Here is a 17671-nt window from a genome sequence, read left to right on the forward strand (position 1 = left end):
AAGGCCACCGATAGCGGCGCGGTGCCCGGGAGTTGACGTCTCACCGGTCATCGAAGGGCCGCCTCGCCGAGCGCGGGACGCCCCGAGTTTGTTAGCGTCACCCGAATGAACAAGATCCACATGGTGCGCGTGATGGCAGCGACCGCCTGCGCGGCGGCGCTGATCGGCGTCACCGCCTGCGGCAGCGAGAGCGGCGGCAAGGGCGAGGGCAAGAGCGGGCTGGACGCGATGTCCGCCCAGCAGATATCCGACAAGGCGATGCAGGCACTGCGCGACGCGAAGTCGCTGCGCTTCAAGCAGGACGGCTTCACCCAGGGCCAGCCCGTCAAGATGAACCTCATCCTGGACCGCCAGGGCTCCTGCGCCGGCCAGGCCGGTGGCTCGAAGGGCGGTTCCACCGATGTCATCAAGCTCGGCGACAAGGTCTGGATGAAGCCCGACCACGCGACGTGGGAGGAGCAGATCGGCGCCGCGAAGGCGGCGACCATCGAGGGCGTCACCAAGGGCCGCTACATCCACGGCCCGACGAGCGACCCGCTGCTGGCCGGCATGGCCAACACCTGCGACCTCGCGAAGTTCCAGGCCGCGATCAAGGGCGGCGACGCCTCCGGCGAGGACATGGCCAAGGGCAAGCCGGCCACCGTCGAGGGCAAGAAGGTCATCCCGCTGGAGAGCAAGAGCGGAAAGGGCGAGGCGACGACCGTCTACGTCGCCTCCGAAGGCACGCCCTACCCGGTGAAGATCGTCCAGAACGAGGGCGGCAAGACCACCACGACGATCATCACCGACTACGACAAGCCCGTACCGACGAAGACGCCTTCCCCGGCCGAGACGATCGACATCGCACAGCTGCGCAAGCAGCTCCAGGGTGCGTGAACGGGCGTACCGGCTCCCGGCTCCCCCTCTGCCGGGAACGGTGACGTCCCATGTGACGCTCCGAAGACGGCGCCCCTCCGGTGGGAGGGTGCGCCGCGTTGCGCGAAAGCCGGGGGCCGTTGAGCGGCGAGCACGTTCGCTGTGGCCCCTTCCTTCCCGGACCCGGTGTTTCCCATCGTCACCCGCCCGGTCGTGTCCGACCAGGAGCCGGGTCCTGTGACGAACTGATCAGTGGGTGTGGCACGCCCCGGGGCGTTTACGCGGGGGCGGCCTGAACCCCCTGGCTCCAGGCCGCCCCGCCCGACGCGGTCAGCCGCCCAGCTCGGCGGCAGCCAGCGCCGTGCCCTCGATCCGGGCGCGGATCTTGGCGAAGGCCGTATCACGGGACGTGGAGGTGTCGTCGGCGAAGGGCGAGAACCCGCAGTCGTCGCACGTTCCCAGACGGTCCACGGGCAGATGGCGGGCGGCGGTCAGGACCCGCTCGCGAACCTCCTCGGGGGTTTCGACGCGCGGGTCGATGGGGTCGGTGACTCCGATGAACACGCGGGCGTGGTCGGGAAGATGATCGGCGAGGACACCGAGGACCTTCTCCGGTTCCGGCTCGCTGGCCAACTGGACGTAGAAGGACCCCGCCTTGAGCCGCAACAGCGCCGGCAGCAGGGCGGCGTAGTCCACGTCGAGACTGTGGGTCGAGTCCTGGTCGCCGCCGGGGCAGGTGTGGACGCCGATCCTGGTCTGTTCGGCGGCGGAGAAGCGCTCCAGGACGCGGTTGTTGAGCGTGATGAACTGCTCCAACAGCCCACCGCTCGGGTCCAGCTTCAGCGCGAGGCGGGCCTCGGTGAAGTCCAGTTGGACGACGTGGGCGCCGGCGTCCAGGCAGCCACGGATGTCGGCCTCGGCTTCGGCGGTCAGATCGTCGAGGAAGGCCTCACGGGGATAGCCGTCGATACCGTCCGGCGGGTAGAGCAGGCTGATTGCCGAGGGGGCGATGACGGCCTGTTTCACGGGGACGGTCGCGTGCCGCAGGGCGGCGCGCAGATAGCGGTCGGCGTGCACGGCGTAGCGCAGCGGTGGTGCCGTCAGGCGGGGCAGTTGCCGCTGGTGGCCGTCGGCGAAGGGGATGACGACGCCGTCGGGCGCGAGGTGGTCCAGCCCGGTGAGGGGGTACGTGGCGAAGCTGGGCTTGGACTGTTCGCCGTCGGTCACGACCGGCGAGCCGATCGCCTCCAGACGGCGGACGGTGTCGCGGACCGCGTCGTCCTGGGCGGCGGCCAGTGCGTCGTCGCCGATCCGGCCCGCCGCGTGGTCCGCCATGGCCGCGAGCAGCTCGGCGGGCCGGGGAATGCTGCCGATGGGTTCGGTGGGAATGCCCACGGAGGATGCGCTCATGGCCGGACCTCCAGCTGCGCCTGACCGCTGCTTCCCCGGAGCCCGGTGGAGAGACACTCCGTGGGGAGCCCGTCGGCCAGTGAGGGCACGGTCCGCTGCGCCGCCTGTCCCATGCCTCGGCCTTCGACGACCCTGCCCGTCAGCTTGACGGTCTGGACGCCGAGGACACGGACAGTGGTGCCGTCGTCGTAGGCGATCACCGACCGCTTTCCGTCGGCATACTGGACGATTTCCGTGAGGCGGGCGCCGCTCAGCGTGACGCAGGAGGACGACGGTGACACCCCCTCGAGTGAGCTGGTGGCCGGTACGTTCCGGCCCGGTGCGACGGTGCACGTGTAACGGGCACTCACGGAGACGTGCGTGGGGCGTGTCTCAAGGGTCAGCGGCGGGTCGAACGTGCTGTCACTGTCGCCCGTGCACAGGATGACTCCTGTGTCTCTGTGTCTGCTGCTCTCATCGGCCTGACCGGCCGGTGCCCCCACCCACGACGAGCCCACCAGGGCCAGGGAGCTCAACGCCACCGCCGTACGACGCCTGCCGATCATGCATCCTCCAGGGATTCCGGATCTGTTACCGGCCCCTGACTACCCCCCGTCGCGCTGGCCACCCCCGGCTGTCGGCAGCACCGGGCCGCGCCCACCCGGCTCCGTGCGCGGTGTGTACGCCCCGTGCACCACGTCATCGCGGCGCGAGCTGTCCCAGCCGTCTTGAACCCCGGCGTACGGGGTAGTGACAGCCGAACGAGAACACAGCTCTCATACCGGTTGGAAGGTGCTGCAAATGAATGAAACCGCTGCCAAACGGCTCGTCTTCGCCATGCTGGACGCCGACGGGGACGGGGTCATCTCGAAGGACGAGTACGCGGCGCGGGCCGACCGTGTGACGCGGGCCTCGGGGCGCTCCGAGGACGACCCCCTGGTCGTCGCCGCGCGCACGGCCGGTGCGCGGGCGTGGGCGGCGATGGACGCGGACGGCGACGGAGGGGTGACGTTCGGGGAGTACGCGGCCTGGGCCGGCGCCGAGGCGTTCGACACCGTCTGCGAGTCCGTGCTCAGTGCACTGTTCGACCTCGTCGACGCCGATGGGGACGGTGCCTTGGACCTGCCGGAGTTCACAGCGCTGCGTACCGCGCTGGGCAACCCGGTCACCAACATCGAGTCGGCCTTTGTCGCCTTGGACGACGACGGCGACGGGCTTGTCAGCCGTGACGACTACCTCGCCTCGGTCCGGGCGCACGTCAGTGGCGAGAACTCTCCCATGGGCGAGGCTCTTTACAGCATCGACAAGGCGGGGGCGGCGGACGGGAGGTGAGGGTGGCCCTTGGTGGTCAAGGGCGGTTGACGTCAAGGGGATCGAGACCGAGGACGCCGGCGGCGGTGCGGGCCGCGAGCAGTTCGTCGTGCTCCGCCTGGCCGGCCACCGCGATCACGGTCCCTTCCAGCGCGCCGACGAAGGCGAGCGCGACGGCTCTGGCCGGGGGGCCGGGCGGGATGGTCTCCGCCTCGCGCCCGGCTTCGATCAGGTCCGTGCAGTGAGCGATGAGCGCTTCATAGCCCTCCTCCACCGAGCGCCCCACCGGATGGTCCTGTCCGGAGAACTCGAGCCGTAGCGCGATCGCCACCCGCGCGATGTCGCGTCGGCAGAAGACGGCGTGCCCGCGGGCGAGGGTGAGCAGCGCCGCGACGGGGTCCGACTCCTGCTCGACGAACCGGCCCACCTCCCGGTCCCAGGTCTCCTGGACCCACTCGGTCACGGCCTGGGTCAGGTCCTGCTTGTCCTTGAACTGGTGATAGAGGGCACCGCGCGTGTATCCGGCTTCCCTGGCCACCTGTTCCAGCACGAGATTGCCGTAGCCGTAGCGGGACAGTCCCCGCGCGGCCGCTTCGAGCAGCGCGGTACGGGTGCGCAGGCGGCGGTCGGCCTGGGTGGGCTTCGCCCGTGTCGCGTCAGGCATGTCCGGTTCCGATCAGTCGGTCGAAACCTTGTGTGTGATCAACTGTCGTGCCACCCGCCGGTGACCGATGCCGACGACCGCCCAGACGACGCGGGCGAGTACCGGCCGCCGGTAGCGGAGAACGCTGGTGAGCGTTCGGCGGTTCGGCTCGATCCGGCGCCCTATGAGAACGACGTGCATCAGCGGCAGGGACGTCTCAAGATGGATCACTTCGGGGCCGGACTCGACGACCCGGAAGGCGCCGATCCGGTCCGCCGATTCCGCGGGCGCCCTGCGCATCCCCAGCAGCCCCACGACCCGCTCCGCCCACTTCGGGGTGGCGTCCACCCCCGCCCGGACCCAGGCCTCGGGCCAGTGCGGGTCGGGCTCGGACAGACGGAGTTCGAAGGCGTCGGCGTAGTCGTACCGCTGAGCCGTGGCGATCGGGTCGGTTGCCGCGATCTGACGTACCTGTCGGGCCAGTTGGGTCTTCATCCCACATGCCTCCCTCGGGCGGTCCAGGCCTTCGCATCGTACATACATGCATGCACGTATGTAAGTCAGGGGAGGCTTCGGGCCGGCCCCTCAACCGGCCGGCAGCAGGCAGAGGCGGCCCCGGTACAGTCGGCCCCGGAGCAGGCGCGGCGCGGGGGCCGCACCCGGGTGGTCAGGGATGTACGTACACATGACAGCAGTTGACCGGCTCGCCGGGCGTGGGCGCGAGCTCGCGGCGATCGACGATTTCCTGACCGGTGTGCGGACCGGTGCCGGGCAGGCGCTCGCGCTGCGGGGTGAGCCGGGAGCCGGGAAGACCGCGCTGCTGCTGCGTGCCGCCGAACGGGCGGCTCCCGCCCGCGTGCTGCGGGCGACGGGCGCCGAGCCGGAGAGCCAGATGGCGTTCGCCGCGCTGCACCAACTGCTGCGGCCCGTCAGCGGTCTGGTGGACGCGCTGCCCGAGGCGCAGCGCGAAGCCGTGCGGGGCGCGCTGGGGCTGGCCGTGCCGACGGGTGGGCAGGACCGGTTCCTGGTGTCGGCCGGGGTGCTGTCGCTGCTCGCGGAGGCGGCCGTTCCGGACGGGTTGGTCTGCGTCGTCGACGACTTCCAATGGGTCGACCGGGCATCGGCCGACGCCCTGCTGTTCGCGGCACGGCGGCTCGGGGCGGACGGGGTGGGACTGCTGTTCGCCGCGCGGGACACGGCCGAAACCCGCCACGCGCTCAAGGACGTACCGGGCCTGACCGTCGCCGGGTTGGACGCGGCGGACGCCGCGCTCGTGCTGGCCGCGACGTCGGCCGTGCCCCCCGTCCCGGACGTCGCCGCCCTCGTCGCGGCTGCCACCGGCGGTAACCCGCTCGCCCTGCGGGAGACGGCGGGGCTGCTGACGCCCGAGCAACTGACCGGCCGGGCGCCGCTGCCCGACCCGTTGCCGGTCGGTGACGGCATCGGCGCCGTCTTCGGCGAGCAGATCGCCCGACTGCCCGCCGACACCCGGCTCGTCCTGCTCGTCGCCGCGCTGGAGGGCCTGGGCGACCCGCGGCTGGTGCTCCGCGCCGCCGCACGCCTCGGGGCGGCGGCGGACGCGCTGGACGCCGCCGAGGCCGCGGGGCTCCTGGACGTGACTCCGACGGGCATCCGCTTCCGGCATCCACTGATCCGGTCGGCCGTCCACGCGGGGGCGGGTGCCGCCGACCGGCGGGCGGTTCATCGCGCGCTGGCCGCCGAGTCCAAGGAGGCGGGCGACACCGGCCGCGGGGCCCGGCATCGGGCGGAGGCGGCGCTGGGACCGGACGAGGACATCGCCGCGGAACTGGCGGCCGCCGCCGGGCTCGCCCGTGCCCGGGGCGGCTACGCGGACGCCGCGCGGACGCTCGTCCGCGCGGCGGATCTGACACCCGACCGGCGGACACGGTCCCTCAGGTTGAAGGACGCGGCCGTCGCGGCCTGGCTCGGCGGTTGGCCCGGGCAGGCACGGAGTTCACTGGCCGCCGCTCGGGAGACGGCGGGGGACAGCGGGCCGCTGGCGGAAATAGCCCAGCTCAGTGGCCGGTTCGAGCTTCACTCGGGTGATGCGGCGGAGGCGCTGCGCACCTTTCTGACCGCGGCGGAACAGACCTCGGAAGGAAGCCTTTCGATCCTGGCCGACGCCGCCGAGGCCGCCTCCTACGTCGGGGACACCGACGCCGCCGTCCTCATCGGCCGCCGGGCCGAGGCACTGCCCGAACCCGGCGACCCGGCCGACGCGTTCCTCCGGAACGTCCTGATCGGTACGGGAGCCCTCCAAGGAGGGGACAGCCGTGGCGGGGCGCAGCGGCTGCGCCGCGCGCTCGACGCCGTCCCGGACGACGGCTTCGACGCCGCGCTCCTGCTGTGGGCGGCGGCGGCCGCGAGCCTGCTCGGCGAGGGCGACGTCGCGGCCCGCTTCGGTGCCCGCGCGGGCCGCGTCGCCCGGGTCTCCGGGATGGTCGGCACGCTCCCCGTCGTCCTGGAGAACACCGCCACCGCCGAGCGCATGAACAGCTCCTTCGCGCTCAGCGCCGCACTGTCCGAGGAGGGCCTGGCGCTGGCCCGGGAGACCGGCATCACCAACTCCGCCGCCGCGCACCTGGCGAACCTCGCCGTCTGCGCCGCCGTGCGCGGCGACGAGACCGACACGCGGGCCTACGCCCACGAGGCGCTGGCCATCGCCATTCCGCACCGCCTCGGCCTGCGCGTGGGCGTCGCCTCGTACGCGCTGGGGCTGCTGGACCTCGGCCTCGGCCGGTTCGAGCAGGCACATGAGCGGCTCACCGCGCTGACCACCGCCGGCCCGGGTACCGGGCATCCCACCGCCGTGTGGGGGTCGACGGCGGACCGCGTCGAGGCCGCCGTCGGTGCGGGCGACGTGGAGGCCGCCCGTGCCGCCGTCGGCTTCCTGGAGCGCTGGTCGGCCAACGCGACGTCACCGCGGGCGCGGGCGCTCCTCGCCCGCTGCCGGGCCCTCGTCGCGGAGGACGGCGCCGCCCCGGACCTGCTCCGCCGGGCGCTCGACCTCCTGGCCACCGACTCCGGTGCCGCGTACGACCGGGCGCGTACCGCCCTCCTGCTCGGCGAGCGGTTGCGCCGGGAACGCCGGGTGGGGGAGGCCCGCCCGCATCTGCGGCACGCCGCGGAGGCGTTCGGGCGCCTGGGGGCCGTGCCGTGGGAGCGCCGGGCCCTGGGCGAGCTGCGCGCGGCGGGTGAGGCGGGCGACCGGGCCGAGCCGGCCGCCCTCACCACCCTGACCGCGCAGGAACTGCGGATCACCCGGCTCGTCGCCGAGGGACTGTCCAACCGGGACGTCGCCGCCCGGCTGTTCCTCAGCACGCGCACCGTCGAGTACCACCTGTACAAGGTGTATCCGAAGCTCGGCGTCACCTCGCGGACCGAGCTGGCCCGGCTGCTCGTGCACAGGCATGCGGGTTCGGCCACGTGATCGCACCAGTAGTCCTACGGATGGGCCCGTAGCCGCCGTGCGGCAGAGTTCCCGCTTGTCAGCAGGACACGTCAGCAGGACACGCCAGCAGGACAGTCAGCGGGACACCGCGACCCCAACACAGGAGAACGCCACCTTGACGGCAGCAGCACAGCTCATCCGCGTCGGCGACATCGAGCTCTGGACGGAGCAGTTCGGCGACCCGGCCCACCCGGCCGTCCTGCTCATCATGGGTTCGATGTCGCAGGCGCCCCTGTGGCCCGACGAGTTCGTCGGCCGCCTCGCGGCAGCCGGCCACCGGGTCATCCGCTACGACCACCGGGACGTCGGCCGCTCGACGGCCCGGGACTTCGAGGCCCACCCGTACACCTGCGCCGCCCTCAAGGACGACGCCGTGGGGCTGCTCGACGCCCTGGGCATCGAGCGGGCGCACCTCGTCGGCCACTCGGCGGGCGGTCTGCTCGCGCAGTGGATCGCGGCGGACCTCCCCGACCGGGTCGAGACTCTCACCGTGATCGGTTCCTCGCCGCTCGGCGGCCGGGAGGGGCAGGTCCTCATGCGGGCCCTCATGGGGGAGCCGCAGCCGGAGGGCAGCCTTCCGGAGCCGCTCCCCGCGTTCGTCGAGCTGTTCCGGCGGGCGGCCGTGAGCCCGCCGCCCGCCGGCCGCGCCGAGGTGATCGACTTTCAGATCGAGGTCGCCCGGATGCTGGGCGGCGCGGAGCTCCCCTTCGACGGGGACGCCCAGCGGCTGCTGGAGGAACGGCTCTTCGACCGCGCCCGCGACCCGCGGACGGCGGCGAACCACCAGCTCGCCTGGGCGGCCGACCCGGAGTTCGAGCCGGTCGGCGCGCCGGCGCGGATCAAGGCTCCGACCCTCGTCGTGGAGGGCACGAGCGAACCGGTCAAGCCGGGACACGGCAGGCTCATCGCGCAGGAGATCCCCTCCGCACGGACGGTGATGATTCCGGGAATGGGCCACATGATCACGCCTCCGATGGCCGAGCCTCTCGCGGAGGTGGTCACCGCGCACCTCACTTCGGCCGCCATCCGCCCCTGACCACCCTGGTTCACGCACCTCTCGCGCGGCTCCGCGTCCACCCCGAGCGCCGCACCACGGCCCCCTGGTCGGTCGTACACCCTCACCCCGGCGGTCGTGGCAGGGCGGCCTACGCTGGATGTGATCACGAAGGGAAGGCGGTGGGCCCATGGGCACCTGGAAGTTGAGCAGGACATTCCATAGCAGCGCGGGCGAGGTGCGGTGGGACAGCCTCGGCGAACCGGGGCGGGATCCGGTGGTGTTGCTGCACGGTACACCGTGGTCGTCGTACACCTGGCGGGCCGTGGCGCGCGCTCTGGCGCGGCGCCATCAGGTGTTCGTCTGGGACATGCCGGGGTACGGGGCGTCCGAGAAGTTCGCCGGGCAGGACGTCTCGCTCGGCGCGCAGGGCACGGTGTTCACCGAGCTCCTCGCCCACTGGGGGCTCGCCGAACCAGCCGTCCTCGCCCACGACTTCGGCGGCACGGTCGCGCTGCGCGCGCATCTGCTGCACGGGGCGCGGTACCGCCGGCTGGCGCTGGTCGACCCGGTCGCCCTGGCGCCGTGGGGGTCGCCGTTCTTCCGGCTGGTCGGCCGGAGCGCCGACGTGTTCGAGGCATTGCCACCGCAACTGCACCGGGCGCTGGTGCGGGAGTACATCACCTCGGCCAGCGCCCCCGGACTGCACCCCGGGACCTTGGACGAGCTCGTCGAACCCTGGCTCGGCGAGGACGGCCAGCCCGCGTTCTACCGCCAGATCGCTCAGGCGGACCAGCGTTTCACCGACGAGATCGAGAACCTCTACGGCACGCTCGATCTGCCGGTCCTGATCTGCTGGGGCACGGACGACATCTGGATCCCCGTCGACCGCGCCCACACACTGGCCGCCGCGATCCCCGGGGCACGTCTGGAGCTGATCGGGGGCGCGGGCCATCTCGTACAGGAGGACGCCCCCGCCGAACTCACGGCCGTACTGGCGGACTTCCTCACGGACCGCACTCGCGCGTGAAGCGGGAAGCCGCTCCGCGGTCGCGGTCCGGGGCCCTCAATACGGGTGCCGGTCCGGCTTGTTCGTCCAGGCGTCGTACGCCCGGGCGCCGATCTCCGGATGGATCTGCTGGATGTCGATCCTGCGCTCCTCGAGCGGCTTCCCGAAGTCCTCGTACTGGAAGGAGTCGTCGAAGCCGATGCTCCGGGTGTCCTCCAGGCTGCGGCTGAAATACACGGCGTCGATCCGGGACCAGTAGATGGCGCTCATGCACATCGGGCACGGGGCGCCGCTGATGTAGATGGAGCAGCCCTGGAGCATCCGGGCGCGTTCGGGCACGGGGTCGGGTGAGCCTTCGGGGCGGGGTACCAGTTTCAGCGTGCTGTCGTTCTGGCGTTCCTCGGCGATCGACGGTGCCTCGGCGTTGAGGCATTGCACGGCCTTGCGGATGGTCTCGACCTCGGCGTGGGCGGTGGGGTCGCCGGTCAGCAGGACGCGGTTCTGTCCGCGCGCGATGATTTCCCCGTCGCGCGTGATCACCGCGCCGAAGGGGCCGCCCCAGCCGTTCTCCACGGATTCGGTGGCAAGGCGCACCGCCTCGGTGATGAGTTCCTTGTGGTCCATCACGGTTGCTCCGATCGGCATCGATTCCCTCTGCGAGGTCGGACGAGGGGTACGGAGCCGGTCGTCAAATGCCCCGTTTGCCCTATAAATACTGTATGCACTAGGCTACTCCGGGTGAGTCCACGTGCAAGCCGTGACTCCGCGGCCGAGCATGCCACGGTGGTGACCTCGCAGAAAGTGCGCGCGGGTCGTGTCGACGAGTACCAGCGCTGGCAAGCCAGGACGAATGAGGCAGCCCGCGAATTCGAGGGGTTCGAGGGCGCCGAGGTGTACCCGCCCGCCGCCGATGCCGAGAACGAATGGGTGGCGGTCTTCCGCTTCTCCGGGATCGGCCGTCTGATCGCATGGCTGGAATCGGACCGACGCCGGCACCTGCTCGCCGAAGGACAGGGACTCTTCGAGGGGGCCCCGACCCAGGAGGTGCTCCGGGGCGGCGCCCCGGCCGAGCAGGCCCCGGAGACCGTCACCGCCATCGTTTCCCATGTGGTGCGGCCCGGGCGCGAAGAGGACTTCCTGCGGTGGCAGGAGAAGGTCCTCAAGGCGCAGGAGGCCTCGCCCGGCTTCATGGGGACCGAGATGTTCAAACCGGTCAAGGGGGTCGAGGAGCGCTGGGTCGTCGTCTTCCGCTTCGATTCCCCCGAACACCTGGAGAGCTGGCTCGAGTCCGACGACCGTGCCCGGCTCCTGGAGGAGGGGCGCGACTACTTCGCCTCGTACGACGTCCGCAAGGTCGGCTCCGCGTTCAGCGGCTGGTTCCGCTTCGACAAGGGCGCGCAGGGCGGCGCTCCGCCGAACTGGAAGCAGGCCATGTCCGTGATCCTGGCGCTCTATCCCACCGTCATGGTGCTGAACCTGACCGTGGGATCCGAGCTGGACGGGCTCGGCGTGCCCGGCTACATCGCCCTGTTCATCGGGAACGTGCTGAGCGTCAGCGCGCTGACCTGGCTGCTGATGCCTCTGGTGAACAAGGCGCTCGCCTTCTGGCTCGTGCCCGCCCGCGCGCGAAGTCCCCGCGTCCATGTGGCGGGTGCCGTCGTGGTGGTGCTCTGCTATCTGCTCTTCATCGTGGTCTTCGGTCTGACGACCCACTGACTTCACCAGCGAGGAGGCCGTGATGCCCGGACGGACACCCGCGGCGCGCATCGAAGGGGACTTCATCCGGCGGGGCGAGCGCGCGTACGACGCCGCCCGGGCCGAGGCGGTGTGGAACGGACTCAAACCGGAACGCTTCCCCGATGTCGTCGTGCGGGCCGCGTCCGAGCGGGACGTCCCCGAAGCCCTCGCCCACGCGCGCTCCGAGGGGCTGCGCGTCTCGATCCGCTCCGGTGGTCACAACTGGTCCGGCTCCTCGCTCCGCGACGGAAGCCTGCTGCTCGATCTCTCCCGTCTTCGGCAGTGCGATGTCGACCCCGCGTCGGCGACGGCCACGGTCGGGCCCGCCGCCACCGGAGGGGACCTGGTCGCGGCACTCACTCCGCACGGGCTCGCCTTTCCCGTGGGCCATTGCCCGTCCGTCGCGGTGGGCGGATACCTCCTCAGCGGCGGACTCGGCTGGAACTCGGGCGCGTGGGGGCCGGCGTGCGCCGACGTCCGGGAGATCCGCGCCGTCACCGCCGACGGTCAGACGGTCGACTGCGGCGAGACGGAGAACCCCGATCTGTTCTGGGCCGCCCGGGGCGCGGGGCCCGGCTTCTTCGCCGTCGTCACCCGCTTCCGGCTCGCCCTCCACCCCCACCCGGGGGCCGTCGTGACCACCGGCCTCACTTTCGCCCTGGCCGACACCGCTCGCGTGGCGGCCTGGGCGGAGGCGACCGCGGCCGGACTCCCGGCGAACGTCGAGACGGCTCTCGTGCTCACCGCCTCCGGCGAACCCACCCCGGACGCCCCGTCCGGCCCGCGCGTCACGGTCGGCATGACCGCGTTCGCCACGACCCGCGAGGAGGCGCGCGCCGCCCTCGAGCCGGTGGACGCCTGCCCCCTCGCCGACAGCGCCGTCTCCCGGCAACCGCCCACGCCGACCTCGTTCGCAGACCTGCACGCGGGCGCCGGTTCGGCGTGGCCGCCGCAGCACCGGTACGCGGCGGACACCCTGTGGTCGTCGGAGTCGTACGAGACGCAGCTGAGCCGTGCCGCCGACGCCGTGGCCCGCGCCCCCTCCGCCAAGTCCCTCGTCCTCGCTCCGGTACGGCCCGTATCCGAAGTCCCGGCCCTGCTGCGGAACATGGCCTTCTCCCCGCTCGGCTCCTCCTACCTCGTCTGCTACGCGATCTGGGACGATCCGGCCGGGGACGCGGCCAACCGGCGGTGGCTGCGGGAGGTGATGGCCGCGGTGGACCCGTCGGGGCTCGGCGGCCACTACATCGCCGAAACGGACCTGGAAGCCGACGCCTCCCGGGCCCGGCGGGCGTACGCACCCGCCGACTGGGACCGGTTGCAGGAGCTCAAGGCCGCCTGGGACCCGGACAACCTCTTCCAGTCCTACCTCGCGCCCTGACCCGAAGGCCCCTGACGCGAGGGCCTCATCGCACTCCGTCGCACAGCTCCAGCACCAGATCCGCCACCGCCTCCGGCTCACGCAGTGTCGGCAGATGGTCGGACCCCGGCAGCCGCACCAGGCGGCAGCCCGGGATGGCCGCCGCCATGTCCTCGTTGCAGCGCACGACTTCGGGCTGGTCGAGTTCGCCCAGCGCCAGCACGCAGGGCACGTCCAGTTCGCCCAGTCTGCCGAATGCGGGCGGGTCCTGTACCTGGTACGGCTGGTTGGTGAACCAGGCCGGGACCGACGCCCGGATCCGGGCCGCGGCCTCGGCATCCTCGCCCACGCCCGCCGCCGCCCAGGTGCGCATGGCCAGCGCCAGAATGCCGTCCATGTCGCCCGCCTCGGCCCGTGCCTCCAACTCGGCCATGAACTCCGGTGTGGTGAGCTCCCCGGGATAGCCGGTGACGCCCGGGCACAGCAGGGCGAGCGCGGCGACCCGGCCGGGGTCGTCGAGGGCGAGGCCCACCGCCGGGACGCCGCCCATGCTGGTGCCGACCAACGCCACCCGGCGCAGCCCGAAGTGGTCGAGGACCGCCACCAAGTCCTCGACCAGGGAGTATGTCGCCGTCGCCACCGGTGAACGGCCGAACCCCCGCACGTCGTAGCGGATCACCCGGTGCCGCTCCGCCAGGCGCGGCCGGATCGGGTCCCAGACGCTGGAGTCGCCGATTCCGGGGTGCAGCAGGACCAGGGGCAGGCCGTCGCCGCCCGAGTCGTCCGCCCAGACCTCGCCGTTCTTGACCGGCACCATGAGTTCCATGGGCCAAGTCTCCTCCGACCGTGAGGGGCAACGGAAGCACGGGCGACGCGTACGTCAGCGCACCCCGTTGACCTGCTGGTCGACCCGCAGGGTCAGTTCCAGCGCGTCCAGCGCCCCGGCCGGGGTGATCTGGTTCTCGGCCTCGCCGCGCAGGACCGCCAGGACGTGGTCGATCATCGCGGCGTACTGATCGGCCGGGGGCAGATCCACTTCGTGGGCGCCGTCGCCGGTGTAGGCAGTGAGGGTGGTGGTGGGTTTGCCGTCGTAACCCATGGTGGAGGTCGACTCCAGGACGCCGTCGGTGAAGGCGGCGGTGTAACCGCCACGACCACCCCACGGCATCGGGCGCAGCGAGGACACCGAGCTGCGGGCGATCGCCCCGTCGAAGGCGAAAGTCGCCTCGACGGCGCCCGCGTCGGCGTCCCGGGCGACCGCGGTGACATGGATGTCGCGCGGCATGCCGAGTGCGCGGGTGATGAGGTCGAGATCGCTGTGCATGGCCTCCATCGGCAGCATCCTCAGCCCCAGAGAGGCGCCCGGCCACAGGGGTGCCATCGCCGACCAGACGGTCAGCTCCCGCAGCCGCCCGTAGGTGCCGTCGTGGACGGCGTCGGCCAGGACCCGGTTGGCGGGAATGAACCGCTCGAACATGTCCAGGAACACCTGTCGGTCGCTCGCCTCGGCGGCCGACACGAGCTGTTGGCCCTCCTCCAGGGTCGCGGCCATCGGCAGTTCGGTCAGGACGTGCTTGCCCGCCTCAAGGGCGCGCAGCGCCATGGGGGTGTGCAGCGGGATGGGCAGGCAGATGTCGACCAGGCCGAAGGAGGGGTCGGTGAAGGCGGTGTCCAGGTCGGTGGAGGCGGCGAAGCCGAACTGGCCGGCGACCTTGGCGGTCTTTTCGGGATCGCGGCCGAACATCACCACCTCGGCGTCTCCCCGGGCGGCGTACGCGGCGGCATGGGCCTGGCCGAAGCCGGTCCCCAGCAGTGCGATCTTCATGGGTTCTTCCTTCCGGACGGATGTTTTTCAGGTCTCGCAGCAGACGGGCGCGGGGCGTGAGAGGGGGCCGCCAGAGGGACCCGAGCCAGGCCCGGCCCGGTGTGGCAGACCCTGCTCGGGGGGCCGCCTGGGGGCCGTCGCGGGCCCGGTGGTGTGTCAGCCGACCGGGACGGATTCGGCCTCCTGTTCCGGTCCGCCGCCTCGGCGGTGGCCGGCTGCTCGGTGCCGACGGTGGCTTCCGCCACCTCTCGGGCACGCCTCCACCGTAGGAGCCTTTTAGGACACCTCATGTCCTTGAACAAGGGCATTCTGGAGAGCATGACGACCGACCTGCCCGCCCGGATGCTCCGTCTGCTCTCCCTGCTGCAGACCCGCCGCGAATGGTCCGGCACCGAACTCGCCGAGCGCCTTGAGGTCACCACCCGCACCATCCGCCGGGACATCGACCGCCTGCGCGACCTCGGCTATCCCGTCGTCGGCACCACCGGTCACACCGGCGGCTACCGCCTCGCCTCCGGCACCGCCATGCCACCCCTGATCCTCGACGACGACGAAGCCACCGCCACCGCCGTCGCCCTGCGCACCGCCGCCGGCAACCTCACCGGGATGGAAGAAACCGCCCTGCGTGCCCTGGCCAAACTCGAACAGGTTCTCCCCGGCCGCTTGCGTGCCCAGGTCGCCGCCCTTCAGCAGGCCACCGCCACCATCGGCTGGGACCAGCGCGGACCGCGCATCGACCCCGCACTGCTGACGTCCCTGGCCACCGCCTGCCGCGACCACGAGACCGTCACGTTCGACTACACCACCCGGGGCGGCCCGCAGGCCTCACGCCGTGTCGACCCCCACCACCTCGTCGCCTCCGGCGGCCTCTGGTATCTCCTCGCCCTCGACGTCGACAAGGACGACTGGCGCGTCTACCGGCTCGACCGCATCGCGGGCCTTGTCTCCACCCGGCGTCGCTTCACGCCTCGCCCGGTCCCCGGCGACGATCCCGCCGCCCATGTCGCCGACAAGATCGCCACCGCTCCGGCCCGGTACCGCGCGATCGCGACCGTCCAGACCCCCGCCGATACGGCCCGCCGCCGCACCCGGGCCCTGGCCGCCCGCATCCGACCGATCGACCGGAACACCTGCACCGTCGACTGCTCAGGCGACCACCTCCCCGGCATCGCCCAGGCCCTCGCCGCCCTCGACGCCGACTACACCCTCAGCGCGGACCCCGAGGTTCTCGACCACCTCCGCACCACGGCCCACCGCACCCTGCGCGCCACCACGTGACCACTCCGGCAGACACCAGGCGGACGATCGACGGAAGCCAGGGCCTGTCCGGTGGATCATGGGGGCGCACCACCGCTGCGCGGCGGTGTCCTCAATCGCCGGACGGGCTGGTTCGGGCTGGGCTCAGCCCCTTCCAGCCCGCAGACGGCAACCACGGGCCCGCAGCCGAAGACCCGTCGGACAGGCCGTGGGGTGCGAGGAAACCTTTCGCCATCGAGGCGCGCGGCTCGTCCGACGCGGGCGGCACGGATGTGACGGAACAGTCGGCAGAGGCACACCAACTTCTGGCCGGAGCCTGGCACTCAGTGCCAGACTGGCGGGGTGCTCAAGCGATCGACCGACGCGACGGACCAGGCCTGGGCGGCCCTCGGCGGGGATCCCGCCCTGACCGCGGGCATCGACTGCGGCGGCCCCACCGACACGCTCCCGGCCGCGCTCCCCGTACGGGAACTGGCGCGGGCGACCGTCGCCGTCTGCGCCCTGGCCGCCGCCGAGCTGCGGGCCGCGTGCCAGGGCGGCGGGCGGCTGCCGGCCGTACGGGTGGACGACGGGGCGGTGGCGACCGCGTTCGTCAGTGAACGGCAACTGCGGGTGGACGGCCGTGCGGCGTCGGTCTTCGCGCCGCTGTCGCGGTTCTGGCGGTCCGCCGACGGCTGGGTGCGCACGCACGCCAACTACCCGCACCACCGCGCCCGCCTCCTCGCCGCGCTCGACGTGCCGGACATCGGCGAGGGCGCCCAAGCCTCCGACACCTCCAGTATCGAGGCGCGCGTCGCCGCCGCCCTCGCCGCACTGCCCTCCGAGCAGGCCGAGGAGGACATCTTCACGGCGGGCGGCCTCGCCGTCGCCGTCCGCACCCCGCAGGAGTGGGCGGCCCACCCGCAGGGCGCCGCCGCCGCGCGCCGGCCGTTGCTGAGCGTGGAACGGATCGCCGGCGGACCGGTGCGCGCCCTGAGCGGAATCGAGGCCTTGCGGGTCCTCGATCTGACCCGGGTCATCGCCGGGCCCGTCGCGGGCCGCACCCTCGCGCTGCTCGGCGCGGACGTCCTGCGCGTCGATTCACCACGGCTGCCGGAGAGCCAGGACGCGCACACCGACACCGGGTTCGGGAAGCGGTCGACGAAGCTCGACCTCGCCCGCACGGCGGACCGGGCCACGTTCGAGGTACTGCTGGCCGACGCCGACGTGGTCCTGAGCGGCTACCGGCCGGGAGCGCTGGACCGCTACGGGCTCTCCCCGGAGGCGCTGGCCGAACGGCGGCCGGGGCTGGTGATCGGGCAGTTGAGCGCCTGGGGCGGGTACGGGCCGTGGGGCGGACGGCGCGGGTTCGACAGCCTGGTGCAGGCCGCCTGCGGCATCGCCGTCACCGAGGCGGGCCCCGACGGACAGCCCGGGGCGCTGCCCGCCCAGGCACTGGACCACGGCACCGGCTATCTCCTCGCAGCGGCCGTCCTGCGCGCGGTCACCGAGCAACGCACGGCGGGCGGCACCCACGTGGCGCGCCTCGCCCTCGCGCAAACAGCGGCGTGGCTGACGGGCGGGACGGTCACCCGGGACACCGGCGGGGGCACCCGGGCGGACGAGGCGGGGGAGTGGCTGAGCGAGCGGGACAGCCCGCTGGGACGGCTGCGGTACGCGCTGCCGCCCGTGTCCTTCGACGGCGGCCCACGGGACTGGGCGCACCCGCCCGGGCGTTGGGGAACGGACACCCCGCGCTGGAACTGACGCGCGGCGGGCGGCACACCGGCGCGAGGGCGTGCCGGAAAGGCCCTGTTCGGCCGGGTCCCGGGCGCTCTAA

16 protein-coding genes are annotated in these 17671 nt (G+C 72.5%); 9 read left to right on the top strand and 7 right to left on the bottom strand.

The window, feature by feature from the left end:
• Positions 1-105: 105 nt before the first annotated feature.
• Complete coding sequence (locus ACZ53N_RS26155) at positions 106-876, top strand: hypothetical protein (RefSeq protein ID WP_469143236.1); 771 nt, start codon at positions 106-108, stop codon at positions 874-876.
• A gap of 309 nt (positions 877-1185) precedes the next feature.
• On the opposite strand, the gene ACZ53N_RS26160 is transcribed toward ACZ53N_RS26155, so the two are convergent.
• Together ACZ53N_RS26160 and ACZ53N_RS26165 are read right to left on the bottom strand one after the other, a co-directional pair.
• The gene (locus ACZ53N_RS26160) at positions 1186-2265 is read right to left on the bottom strand and encodes a cobalamin-independent methionine synthase II family protein (RefSeq protein ID WP_469143237.1); all 1080 of its coding nucleotides are present in this window, start codon (positions 2263-2265) and stop codon (positions 1186-1188) included.
• On the bottom strand, positions 2262-2615 hold the full coding sequence (locus tag ACZ53N_RS26165) for a hypothetical protein (RefSeq protein WP_469143238.1): 354 nt from the start codon (positions 2613-2615) through the stop codon (positions 2262-2264). The genes ACZ53N_RS26160 and ACZ53N_RS26165 overlap by 4 nt, the downstream gene beginning before the upstream one ends.
• 430 nt (positions 2616-3045) lie before the next feature.
• On the opposite strand from ACZ53N_RS26165, the gene ACZ53N_RS26170 reads away from it, so the two are divergent.
• A complete protein-coding gene (locus ACZ53N_RS26170) occupies positions 3046-3576 on the top strand; it encodes an EF-hand domain-containing protein (protein ID WP_469143239.1) in 531 nt (176 codons plus the stop codon).
• A gap of 16 nt (positions 3577-3592) precedes the next feature.
• Here ACZ53N_RS26170 and ACZ53N_RS26175 read toward each other — a convergent pair whose 3' ends face one another.
• Both ACZ53N_RS26175 and ACZ53N_RS26180 read right to left on the bottom strand, forming a co-directional pair.
• Positions 3593-4219, bottom strand: a complete 627-nt coding sequence (locus tag ACZ53N_RS26175) for a TetR/AcrR family transcriptional regulator (protein ID WP_469143240.1) — start codon at positions 4217-4219, stop codon at positions 3593-3595.
• Between the two features lie 12 nt (positions 4220-4231).
• Positions 4232-4693, bottom strand: a complete 462-nt coding sequence (locus ACZ53N_RS26180; protein ID WP_469143241.1) for a hypothetical protein — start codon at positions 4691-4693, stop codon at positions 4232-4234.
• Positions 4694-4883: 190 nt separating this feature from the next.
• Between ACZ53N_RS26180 and ACZ53N_RS26185 the strand changes: the two genes are divergently transcribed.
• The 3 genes from ACZ53N_RS26185 (at position 4884) to ACZ53N_RS26195 (ending at position 9694) form a co-directional block, all read left to right on the top strand.
• Positions 4884-7649, top strand: a complete 2766-nt coding sequence (locus tag ACZ53N_RS26185; RefSeq protein ID WP_469143242.1) for a helix-turn-helix transcriptional regulator — start codon at positions 4884-4886, stop codon at positions 7647-7649.
• A 136-nt stretch (positions 7650-7785) separates the two neighbouring features.
• On the top strand, positions 7786-8706 hold the full coding sequence (locus ACZ53N_RS26190; RefSeq protein WP_469143243.1) for an alpha/beta hydrolase: 921 nt from the start codon (positions 7786-7788) through the stop codon (positions 8704-8706).
• A gap of 148 nt (positions 8707-8854) precedes the next feature.
• The gene (locus tag ACZ53N_RS26195) at positions 8855-9694 is read left to right on the top strand and encodes an alpha/beta fold hydrolase (protein ID WP_469143244.1); all 840 of its coding nucleotides are present in this window, start codon (positions 8855-8857) and stop codon (positions 9692-9694) included.
• 36 nt (positions 9695-9730) lie between these two features.
• On the opposite strand, the gene ACZ53N_RS26200 is transcribed toward ACZ53N_RS26195, so the two are convergent.
• On the bottom strand, positions 9731-10318 hold the full coding sequence (locus tag ACZ53N_RS26200; RefSeq protein ID WP_469143245.1) for a nucleoside deaminase: 588 nt from the start codon (positions 10316-10318) through the stop codon (positions 9731-9733).
• A 93-nt stretch (positions 10319-10411) separates the two neighbouring features.
• Here ACZ53N_RS26200 and ACZ53N_RS26205 point away from each other — a divergent pair, with 93 nt between their 5' ends.
• Positions 10412-11389, top strand: coding sequence for an antibiotic biosynthesis monooxygenase (locus tag ACZ53N_RS26205; RefSeq protein ID WP_469143246.1), 978 nt, complete (start codon positions 10412-10414; stop codon positions 11387-11389).
• Between the two features lie 22 nt (positions 11390-11411).
• Positions 11412-12791: an FAD-binding oxidoreductase gene (locus ACZ53N_RS26210; protein ID WP_469143247.1), complete on the top strand. Its 1380-nt coding sequence runs from the start codon at positions 11412-11414 to the stop codon at positions 12789-12791.
• Between the two features lie 25 nt (positions 12792-12816).
• Here ACZ53N_RS26210 and ACZ53N_RS26215 read toward each other — a convergent pair whose 3' ends face one another.
• Together ACZ53N_RS26215 and ACZ53N_RS26220 are read right to left on the bottom strand one after the other, a co-directional pair.
• The gene (locus tag ACZ53N_RS26215) at positions 12817-13596 is read right to left on the bottom strand and encodes an alpha/beta fold hydrolase (protein WP_469143248.1); all 780 of its coding nucleotides are present in this window, start codon (positions 13594-13596) and stop codon (positions 12817-12819) included.
• Positions 13597-13650: 54 nt separating this feature from the next.
• Positions 13651-14595 carry a Gfo/Idh/MocA family protein gene (locus ACZ53N_RS26220; protein ID WP_469143249.1) on the bottom strand — a complete coding sequence of 315 codons (945 nt, stop codon included), beginning with the start codon at positions 14593-14595 and terminating at the stop codon, positions 13651-13653.
• 318 nt (positions 14596-14913) lie between these two features.
• Here ACZ53N_RS26220 and ACZ53N_RS26225 point away from each other — a divergent pair, with 318 nt between their 5' ends.
• Positions 14914-15873, top strand: coding sequence for a helix-turn-helix transcriptional regulator (locus ACZ53N_RS26225; RefSeq protein WP_469143263.1), 960 nt, complete (start codon positions 14914-14916; stop codon positions 15871-15873).
• 321 nt (positions 15874-16194) lie between these two features.
• Positions 16195-17598, top strand: coding sequence for a CoA transferase (locus tag ACZ53N_RS26230; protein ID WP_469143250.1), 1404 nt, complete (start codon positions 16195-16197; stop codon positions 17596-17598).
• Positions 17599-17671: the final 73 nt, after the last annotated feature.

Source organism: Streptomyces sp. NPDC033229, assembly GCF_055576875.1.

Bases quoted from the DNA above. Each gene is read 5' to 3' on its own strand.
- ACZ53N_RS26155 (WP_469143236.1), top strand. From the start codon at position 106: ATGAACAAGATCCACATGGTGCGCGTGATGGCAGCGACCGCCTGCGCG.
- ACZ53N_RS26160 (WP_469143237.1), bottom strand. From the start codon at position 2,265: ATGAGCGCATCCTCCGTGGGCATTCCCACCGAACCCATCGGCAGCATT.
- ACZ53N_RS26170 (WP_469143239.1), top strand. From the start codon at position 3,046: ATGAATGAAACCGCTGCCAAACGGCTCGTCTTCGCCATGCTGGACGCC.
- ACZ53N_RS26175 (WP_469143240.1), bottom strand. From the start codon at position 4,219: ATGCCTGACGCGACACGGGCGAAGCCCACCCAGGCCGACCGCCGCCTG.
- ACZ53N_RS26180 (WP_469143241.1), bottom strand. From the start codon at position 4,693: ATGAAGACCCAACTGGCCCGACAGGTACGTCAGATCGCGGCAACCGAC.
- ACZ53N_RS26185 (WP_469143242.1), top strand. From the start codon at position 4,884: ATGACAGCAGTTGACCGGCTCGCCGGGCGTGGGCGCGAGCTCGCGGCG.
- ACZ53N_RS26195 (WP_469143244.1), top strand. From the start codon at position 8,855: ATGGGCACCTGGAAGTTGAGCAGGACATTCCATAGCAGCGCGGGCGAG.
- ACZ53N_RS26200 (WP_469143245.1), bottom strand. From the start codon at position 10,318: ATGCCGATCGGAGCAACCGTGATGGACCACAAGGAACTCATCACCGAG.
- ACZ53N_RS26210 (WP_469143247.1), top strand. From the start codon at position 11,412: ATGCCCGGACGGACACCCGCGGCGCGCATCGAAGGGGACTTCATCCGG.
- ACZ53N_RS26215 (WP_469143248.1), bottom strand. From the start codon at position 13,596: ATGGAACTCATGGTGCCGGTCAAGAACGGCGAGGTCTGGGCGGACGAC.
- ACZ53N_RS26220 (WP_469143249.1), bottom strand. From the start codon at position 14,595: ATGAAGATCGCACTGCTGGGGACCGGCTTCGGCCAGGCCCATGCCGCC.
- ACZ53N_RS26225 (WP_469143263.1), top strand. From the start codon at position 14,914: ATGACGACCGACCTGCCCGCCCGGATGCTCCGTCTGCTCTCCCTGCTG.